The organism is Elusimicrobiota bacterium (assembly GCA_016182905.1).
Lineage (GTDB): Bacteria > Elusimicrobiota > Elusimicrobia > UBA1565 > UBA9628 > GWA2-66-18.
In genome coordinates this window covers 55,944-64,254 of record JACPFR010000027.1, presented here as the reverse complement: position 1 = coordinate 64,254, position 8,311 = coordinate 55,944, and the positions used below count along the sequence as shown (strand labels likewise).

The following is an 8,311-nucleotide window of genomic DNA, read 5'->3' as shown; positions in this document are numbered from 1 at the left end:
CGCATCTTCGAGGTGCCCAAGCCGCAGGCGGCGGAGCCCATGGCCCGCAGCGTGGGTCTTAAGGAGATGTCCAAGATCATCGGAGCCGACAAGCTCCAGGCCGAGCTCGCCAAGGTCCTCGGCGACCCGGACGCGAAGCCCTCCCTCTTCGCCCGGGCCAAGGCCTGGGTGGGCAAGCTCTTCGGCGCGACGGTGGAGAACCCCGTCCTGCCCTGGGCCGTGCTCGACACCTGGGTGGCGGCGACGCACCCCTACCTCAAGGGGCGCTTCACCAAGAACGTCGACAACAACCCCGACAGCGAGACCCACGGCACGCACACGGCCAGCACGGTGATCGGCGTGGACCGCTGGAACTACGCGGGCCGCAACTACAACATCTTCCCGGGCGGCTCGGCGTCCGAGAGCGACATCCTCTTCAAGATGAACATGGCGCAGGAGGACGGCGCGATCGGCACGACCCACTCGTGGGGCGATGGCTCCGGGAACCCGGACGGCGCCATCGAGAAGCTCTTCATCAAGGGCGCGGAGAGCGGGATCCACCACTCCGTCTCCGCGGGCAACGCCGGCAGCCGCAAGAACACCGTCGGCGGCCCGGCCATCGCGGTCTATGAGACCGACCTCGTCATCAACGGCAAGGTCATCGGCAAGGTCAAGCGCATCAAGGCCATCGCGGCCTCCGACGCGGACAAGAAGACGGCGTCGTTCTCCTCGCGCGGCCCCGGCAGCCGCATCACCTCCACGAAACCGGAATACAAGAACTACCCGCAGAAGCCGGACGCGTCGGGCGTGGGCGTCAACCTGATCGCCGCCGTGCCCTCGGGCGCGACGGTGCCCGAGCTCGGCGGCCCCGGCGCCGCGATGTCCGGGACGTCGATGAGCAACCCCGGCGTGTTCGGCGCGTTCCTGCTGCTGACGCGCGGCATCCTCGTCCTGCTCAAGGACGGCCTGCCGGCGGGCGACGCGAAGCAGCGCACGCAGCTCGCCATGGACCTGGCGCGCTACGCGATGACCCGGACCGCGGAGAAGGTGGCCGGTCCCGACGAGGTCGGCGACGGCTTCATCAACGTGTGGGCGGCCTTCGAGCTCGCCGGCAAGATCCTCAGAGACGCGACGAAGGACTAAGCTCTCCCGCGAAGCGAAAAGAAAGCCCTCCGGCGCCCCGCGCCGGAGGGCTTTCGACTATCCTTGAGGAGTCCGGGTCTTATTCGGCCGTCAGGACGGGAAGTTCGCGCGATGCTTTCCGCGGGTCGAGGACGACATCCCCGCGATGTCCCGCTACGCGGATCTCCTTCGCCTGAGGCGCGAAGGCGAAGGCGAGATAGTAGCGGCCCGCCGTCAAACCGCTGAAGGAGAATCGGCCCTCGGCGTCGGGCTCCGCCGACGCGACGAGCCCGGCGGCGTCGAGCAGGTAGGGCGCTCCGGGATCGGACTTCCGGTACAGCGCGACCTTCAGCGGACGCGGACCCGCAAGCCTGCCCGAAATCCGCCCGGGCTTGAGCGCGCCGCCGCCCGTCAGGCCGAGCAGGCCGGCCGGTATGCCGCGCGGGGCGGCCTCGCCGCGCTTGGCCCAGACCGCCGCCTGGGCGGCGTCGCCGAGATGCGCGTAGGCCAAAGCGATGCGCGACGCGCCCACGGCCCCGATCCGGTGCGCCGTCTCGTCGGCCAGCGCGCCCAGGGCGCCCAGGGCCTCGGGCGAGGGCGGGGCCGCGACGAGGTGCTCGAGGAGGAGCGCCCGCGCGAGGTCGTCGCCGTGCTTCACGCCGAGCATCAGCGCGCTCCTCAGGCCGGCGGGATCCATGAGCTTGGCCTGACGCTCGTAGAGCGCGCGCAGCGACTCCAGCCGCCCGGCTCCGGACGGCGGGAGCCGCGGCGGCGGCGCGAGCGGGAGGTCGTAGGCCGTCTGGCCGGGCCTTCCCTCCTCCTCGGTCAGGACGACGAACAGGCGGCGGCTCTCGACGGCGGACGACGGCGAGGGCCTCCAGGCGCCGTACAGGACCACCGCGGCGATCGCGGCGAGGGCGTTGGCCGCCGCCCACGAGAGAAGCGGCCGGACCGGCGCCGGCCGCGGCGCGAGGCACGCGAGCGCGTTGGACATGGCCGCGTACGCCGCCAACGAGCAGAAGAGGAGGTTGGCGAAGGGCTCGAGAGGGTTCAGAGAGCCGAACGGGAACCAGACCTTCTGCGAGACCTCGAACCAGACCGAGAACGACCAGCGCAGCAGGAGGACGGCCAGCGCCAGCAGGAATCCTCGCGCCAGGAACAGCGCCGGGCTCCACTTGCGGCCTCGCGCCGCCGCGACGATCAGCCAGGCGAACCGCGCCAGGGCGGCGAGCAGCAGCAGCGTGACGGCCGCGGTGAAGGCTCGGCGCGGGGCCGGGCGGGACAGCGCCTCGTGCGCGACGGAGAACAGCGCCCAGCCCGCGCGGCGCGGGAGGATGAAGTCGAGCGTGACGGGCAGGCGCGAGGCGAAGAGCATGGCCGTCAGCGCGGCCCCCGCGCCGAGAGCGGGCGCGACGGCCCGCCGGGCCTCAGTTCCCGTCTTGGTCAACGGTGACGACCGGCTTCTTCGTGAATTTCGCCAGGACCGCGGCCGCCTTCGAGGCGTCGCCGACGGCGACGACGGTCAGCTCGTCGGGGCGGATGAACACCTCCGCCGCGCGCCGGGCGCCGGCGCCGGTGACGGCCTGCACGCGCTCGACGTAGGAGTCGTACCAGCCGTCGGGCAGGCGGCGCATCCGCAGCTTGAGCACCGCCTCGGCGACCCCGTTCTGGGTCTCGAGCGAGCGCGCGAAGCTCCCGGCGAGATAGGCCTTGGCCTGATTGAGCTCCTCGGCGGACGGCTCGTCCTTGCGGATCCGCTCGAGATGGCCGATGATCGCCGCGAGCGCCGGCTCCGCCACCTCGGTGCGCACGGGCGTGCGGATCTTGAACAGCGAGCCGGTCAGGCGGTGCTCGAGGCGGCTGCTGATCCCGTAGGTGTAGCCCTTGGTCTCCCGGATGTCGCGCATGAGCCGCGAGGAGAAGGAGCCGCCGAGCACCTGGTTGGCGAGCAGCAGGTCGAAGTACGCGGGATTGTCCTCGCGGACGGCCGGGTTGCCGAGGAGGAAGGACACCTGGCTCGACTTCGGACGGTCGAGCAGGTAGACGACCCGCTCGGCCTTCCCCCGCGGCACGGGCGGGGCGTCGGCGGGGGCGGGGCCGCCGTGCCAGGTCCCGAAATGCCGGAGGGCCAGCGCCTCGGCGTCGCGCCGGGAGAGGTCGCCGACGAGGACGAGCAGCGCCCCGCTCGGCGTGAACAGCCGCTTGTAGGCCGCGGCCACGCGCGCGCGGTCGATCCGCTCGATCGAGGCGTCCGTCGGCGCGGTCACGGAGTAGGGATGCCCCGCGAACGTCTTCTTGTAGAACGCGACGCCCGCCAGGAAGTCGCTCTCGGCGCGCGCGGCGGCGAGCTCCTCCTTCATGTTCGCCTTGCGCAGGGCGACCTCGGCCTCGGGGAACGAGGGCGAGCGCACGACCTCGGCCAGCAGGGACGCCATCGCGTCGGCCTTGTCCGCGAGCGCGGAGGCGCGGAGCACGACCGCGTCGGGCTCGGCGCCGGCGGAGAGGGAGCCGCCGAACAGCTCGGCCGCCTCGGCGATCTCCTTCGACGACTTCTTCGCCGTCCCGTCCGTCAGGAGCTCGGCCAGCGCCTCCCCCAGGCCGGCGTCCTCCGCGGGGATCGCGGCCTCGCCGCCGGGGAACGCGAGGCGCGCGGTGACGAGCGGCACGCGCTTGTCGGCGACGAGCACCACCGTCATCCCGTTCCTGAGCCTCCACTCCTGGCGCGGCGGCAGCTTCACCGCGCGCATCGGCGCGACCTCGGGAGGCTTCGACATGTCGACGGGGGCGGCGGCGGCGAGGGCGGCCGAGAGCAGGACGAGGGACGCGATCATTCGCCCCCCCCGGCGGCGAGCTCGAACCAGGTCGCGGCCGCGGGCGACAGCCGCGCCGCGGCGGCGCGGCGGATCTGCTCCGGCGTGACCGCCATGAAGCGCGACAGCTCGCGGTTGGCGGCCTCGGGATCGCCGTCGAGCAGCGCCGCGTAAAGGAGACGCTGCGCGCGGCCGAGGCTCGTCTCCTGGCCCCGCAGCCAGTCGGACCGGAACTTCGTCTTCACCCGCTCGAGCTCGGCGGCGGCCAGGCCGTCCTTAGCGAGCTTGGCGACCTCCGCCTCGACGAGCGCCTTGAGCTCGGACGAGGCCTTCTCGCGCTTGTGCACGACGAAGCCGCCGAAGGCTCCGGGCGCCTTGTACTCGTCCGCGTCCGAGATCGGGAAGCCGAGCCCCCCGTCGAGCGAGACCGCGGTCTGCGACTCCTTGACGAGCCTCTGGTACAGCCGCGAGCTTTTCCCCGAGAACAGGGCCTTGCCGAGCAGGAGCAGCGCGTAGTAGTCGTCCGTGCCGCGCTCGGGCCCGCCCTTCCAGGTGAAGCCGAGCGCCGGGAGCTTGGCGTGCTCGTCGACGAGCTTGACCGTCCGCTCGCCGGCCGGGGCGGGCTCCGTCGTGTCGGCGGCCTTCGGCCGGGGCTTGGCCGGGATCGGCCCGAAATACGCCTCGACGAGCCGGCGCGTCTCGGCCGGATCGATGTCGCCGACGATCGCCACGATGATGTTGTCGGGCGAGTAGTAGGCCTCGAAGAAGGCGCGGACGTCCTTCAGGGAAGCGGCGTCGAGGTCCGCGAACGAGCCGATCGTCGGGTGGGAGTTCTGCCAGTTGGAGAAGGTGTGCGAGGCCATGTCCACGTAGAGCAGCGAGCCGTAGGGCTCGTTGTCGACGCGCATGCGCTTCTCCTCCTTGACGACCTCGATCTGGTTCTTCACGGACTCCGGCGCCACGTTGAGCGCGCCGACGCGGTCGGCGTCGAGCCACACGGCGACCGGCAGGGCGTTGGAAGGCGCCTGCTCGTAGTAGAAGGTGAAGTCCTCGTGCGTGGACGCGTTGTTGTCGCCGCCGTAGGTCTCGAGCAGCTTGTCGAAGTCCCCCCTCGGCACGTGCTTGGAGCCCTCGAACATCAGGTGCTCGAAGAGATGGGCGAAGCCGGAGAGGCCCGGCGCCTCATGGCGCCCGCCGACGTCGACGATCATCGTCATCGCGGCGACCGGAACGGCGGCGTCCCGGGACAGGACGACGCGCAGGCCGTTGGCCAAGGTGAAGCTCGAGAAGTCGATCCGGGGAGCCGATTCGGCGGCGCCGGCCGGGACGGCGCCCATCAAGGCCGCCAGCAGCAGCGCTCTCATCGTCATCTCCGTCCTTTGATGCGGATCGCCTTCGGCAGCTCGACCTCGGCCTCGAGCCGCTTCGCCGGACGCTCCTCGCGCGGACGCTCGGCGAGCACGACGACGCGCGGGCTGTCCATGCCGTAGGCCGAGCCGTCGAAGCCCCCCCAGCTCTGGAGATAGGTCAGCCCGGCGCGCTCGAGCTGGCTCTTGATCTCGGTCAGCGTGTAGACCCGCACGCTGACGAACGACGGCGTGCGCTTGCCGTCGGCGTCGACGATGACGCGGCGGTTGTCCAGGCGCCCGCGCTCGAAGTCGAAGCCGATCTGGTCGAGCACGACGGAGCTCTTGCGCTCCTCGCCCTGCTCCCAGAAATTCGGCTCGAAGTGGCGCATCAGCCACTCCTTGTTGAGCGTGTCGAGCAGGAGAAGGCCCTTGGGCTTCAGCGCCTTGCGCGCGGCCTCGAGGCAGCGCAGGTCGTCCCGGTCGTTGGGCAGCTGGCCGAAGGCGCCGTCGAGGCTGACCACGGCGTCGATCTCGCTGCGGTAGGGGATCGCGCGGGTGTCGGCCTTCATGAAGTGGACGTTGAGCTTCTCGCCCTTGGCCGCGGCGCGCGCGACGGACAGCGCGCGCTCGTCGGGGTCCACGCCGAGGACGCGGTGGCCGCGGCGGGCGAGCTCGATCGTGCGCCGGCCCGAGCCGCAGCCGAGGTCGAGCACGCGCGAGCGGGGCTCCAGGCGCATGAAGCGCTCGACGCCGTCGATCTGCTGCTTGACCTGGGAGTGCGGGCGGCGGGGGTCGTCCTCGAGGTGCATCCGCCACCAGGACAGCGCCTCTTTTTTCCTCACCCGCGGATTCTATAAAGGAAGCCCTCCCGCGGATATAGGACTTTAGACCCAGACGAGCCTGAGCCCCCGGACCCTCCCGCGCGGCCGCCGGGCCGGCTAACCTCCTATCACCAAGCGCTTTCCTCCTCCTACCCTCGAAAGAGGGATCCCGGAAGACGGCGCAGAAGCCCGCCTCACTTCCCAGGGAGGCGGGCTTCTTCAATTTTTGATACGATGCCCGCCATGGAATTCAGGCTCGGCGTCGTCCAAAATTCCCCCAAGTTCCTCAAAGCGCCCCAGAACATCAAGGCGTGCTTCGAGCTGATGGACCGCCAGGAAGCCGATCTCTGGGTCCTTCCCGAGTTCTTCGCCTCCGGCTACAACTTCAAGACCAAGAAAGAGGCGGCCAAGTGCGCCGAAGGCGCGAACGGCCCCCTGATCGGCCTCCTGCGCGCCTACGCCGCGAGCCGCGACTGCGCGATCGTCGCGGGCTTCCCCGAAAAAGCGGGCTCCAAGCTGTACAACTCGGCCGTCCTGGCGCAGGGCGGCAAGAGCCGCGTCTACCGCAAGACCCATCTGTTCGGCGGCGAGAAGAAGTTCTTCACCCCCGGCGACACCGGCTTCTGGACCGAGAAGGTCAAAGACGTGTCGGTCGGCGTGATGGTCTGCTTCGACTGGTTCTTCCCCGAGGCCGCCCGGACCTTGGCCCTCAAGGGGGCGGAGATCATCGCCCACCCCTCGAACCTGGTCCTCCCTTGGGCGCCCGAGGGCATGAAGATCCGCTCCCTCGAGAACCGGGTCTTCTCCGCGACGGCCAACCGGGTCGGCATCGAGCGCGGCCTGCGCTACATCGGCCAGTCCCAGATGGTCTCCCCCAACGGGACCTTGCTGGTCCGCCTCGGCCCCGAGCAGCCCGCCGCCGCGGTCGTCACGATCGACGCCTGGACCGCCAAGAACAAGAAGGTCCACCCCGCCTGCGACTTATTCGACGACCGCAGGCCTGCTTTATATGGCCGCTAAGCCCCCCAAGGCGGACCGCCGCCTGGCCCCGCGCCCTTCCCGAGATTCCATCTCCGACGTCGCCGACCTGATGTTCCCCCCGGACGCCAACATGCACGGCACCGTCTTCGGCGGCAAGGTCCTGCAGATGGTGGACAAGGCCGCCTCCGTCTGCGCCATGCGCCACTCGGGCAAGCCCTGCGTGACCGTGGCCATGGAGCGCGTCGAGTTCCTGGTCCCGATCCACGTGGGCACCTTCCTGATCGCCAAGGCCCAGGTCAACCACACCGGCCGCACCTCGATGGAGATCGGCGTCGAGGTCTACGCCGAGGACATGCCCGGCGGCAGCCGGGTCCACACCAACTCCTGCCTCGTCACCATGGTCGCCGTGGACGACCAGGGCCGCCCCGCCCCCATCCCTCCCCTCCTCGTGGAGACGCCGGACGAGAAGGAGCGCTGGATCGCCGCCGAAGCCCGCCGCAAAGCCCGCTCGGGCTCGAAGTAAGCTTCTTTTCGGCCTTTCCGCGCCCGCCCCTCGCGTTTCGCGTCCATTAAGCGTCGTTTAGGCTCATTATGACCCCGCTTATAGGTCTTTTCTAGGCCCTATGGAGGGTGCCAAAATAACCCCCCGAATCAGTAACAAATGGTACTTGACGGACGAATGCCTCGTGGTATAATTTTGTCAGTTCCCGTCGATTCGTCGACGAGAAGGCCCTGCCGAGGGGCCCGTACAAGTCGCAATACGAGGTGTACAAGCATGCAAGGCAAAGTGAAGTGGTTCAACGACCAGAAGGGCTTCGGGTTCATCACTCCCGACGACGGCAGCGCGGACGTGTTCGTGCATCACAGCGCGATCCAGTCCGACGGCTTCCGCTCCTTGAGCGAGAACCAGGCCGTCCAGTACGATCTCCTTCAGACCGAGAAGGGCCCGAAGGCTGCCGGCGTCGTCAAGCTCTAACTCAGAGCTAGCTCCGGGTAAAAAGCCCCCCGACCGCTTCAGCGGCCGGGGGGCTCTCTTTGGCGGGTGCGTTGCGACCCGAATGGGCATGAAACGCTTCCTGGACGACCTTTTGGGCCGCCAGCCGGCCCCGAACCGCTCCAACGGATTCTTTCCGATCGGTCCGATGCCGCAGGCCTTGCTCCGCTGCCGCCAGGGCCGCAAGGCCGCCATGAACCCGCAGCCGAAGCGCCCGGTCACCCGGCGCCGGCCTCAAAACCCCGTTTAGAGACT

General features: G+C 69.8%; 9 protein-coding genes. 5 read left to right on the top strand and 4 right to left on the bottom strand.

Going from position 1 to position 8,311, the window contains the following annotated elements; all coding sequences use genetic code 11:
* Positions 1-39 precede the first annotated feature (39 nt).
* Positions 40-1,122: a S8 family serine peptidase gene (locus HYV14_10690; protein MBI2386467.1), complete on the top strand. Its 1,083-nt coding sequence runs from the start codon at positions 40-42 to the stop codon at positions 1,120-1,122.
* Between the two features lie 79 nt (positions 1,123-1,201).
* Here the strand turns inward: HYV14_10690 and HYV14_10685 are convergent, their stop codons facing one another.
* The 4 genes from HYV14_10685 to HYV14_10670 are packed head-to-tail and all read right to left on the bottom strand — an operon-like array spanning position 1,202 to position 6,102.
* Positions 1,202-2,548 (bottom strand): hypothetical protein, encoded by a 1,347-nt coding sequence (locus HYV14_10685; protein ID MBI2386466.1) that lies wholly within the window; start codon positions 2,546-2,548, stop codon positions 1,202-1,204.
* Complete coding sequence (locus HYV14_10680) at positions 2,529-3,932, bottom strand: insulinase family protein (GenBank protein MBI2386465.1); 1,404 nt, start codon at positions 3,930-3,932, stop codon at positions 2,529-2,531. Before HYV14_10680 ends, HYV14_10685 begins: the two co-directional genes overlap by 20 nt.
* Positions 3,929-5,275 carry an insulinase family protein gene (locus HYV14_10675; GenBank protein ID MBI2386464.1) on the bottom strand — a complete coding sequence of 449 codons (1,347 nt, stop codon included), beginning with the start codon at positions 5,273-5,275 and terminating at the stop codon, positions 3,929-3,931. Before HYV14_10675 ends, HYV14_10680 begins: the two co-directional genes overlap by 4 nt.
* A 2-nt stretch (positions 5,276-5,277) precedes the next feature.
* On the bottom strand, positions 5,278-6,102 hold the full coding sequence (locus HYV14_10670; GenBank protein ID MBI2386463.1) for a class I SAM-dependent methyltransferase: 825 nt from the start codon (positions 6,100-6,102) through the stop codon (positions 5,278-5,280).
* A 222-nt stretch (positions 6,103-6,324) separates the two neighbouring features.
* Between HYV14_10670 and HYV14_10665 the strand changes: the two genes are divergently transcribed.
* The 4 genes from HYV14_10665 (at position 6,325) to HYV14_10650 (ending at position 8,306) form a co-directional block, all read left to right on the top strand.
* A complete protein-coding gene (locus tag HYV14_10665; GenBank protein ID MBI2386462.1) occupies positions 6,325-7,101 on the top strand; it encodes a hypothetical protein in 777 nt (258 codons plus the stop codon).
* Entirely contained in the window at positions 7,091-7,585 is a 495-nt protein-coding gene (locus HYV14_10660) for an acyl-CoA thioesterase (GenBank protein ID MBI2386461.1), read from the top strand. Before HYV14_10665 ends, HYV14_10660 begins: the two co-directional genes overlap by 11 nt.
* A 252-nt stretch (positions 7,586-7,837) precedes the next feature.
* A complete protein-coding gene (locus HYV14_10655; GenBank protein MBI2386460.1) occupies positions 7,838-8,038 on the top strand; it encodes a cold shock domain-containing protein in 201 nt (66 codons plus the stop codon).
* Positions 8,039-8,126: 88 nt separating this feature from the next.
* Positions 8,127-8,306, top strand: a complete 180-nt coding sequence (locus tag HYV14_10650; GenBank protein MBI2386459.1) for a hypothetical protein — start codon at positions 8,127-8,129, stop codon at positions 8,304-8,306.
* Positions 8,307-8,311 lie beyond the last annotated feature (5 nt).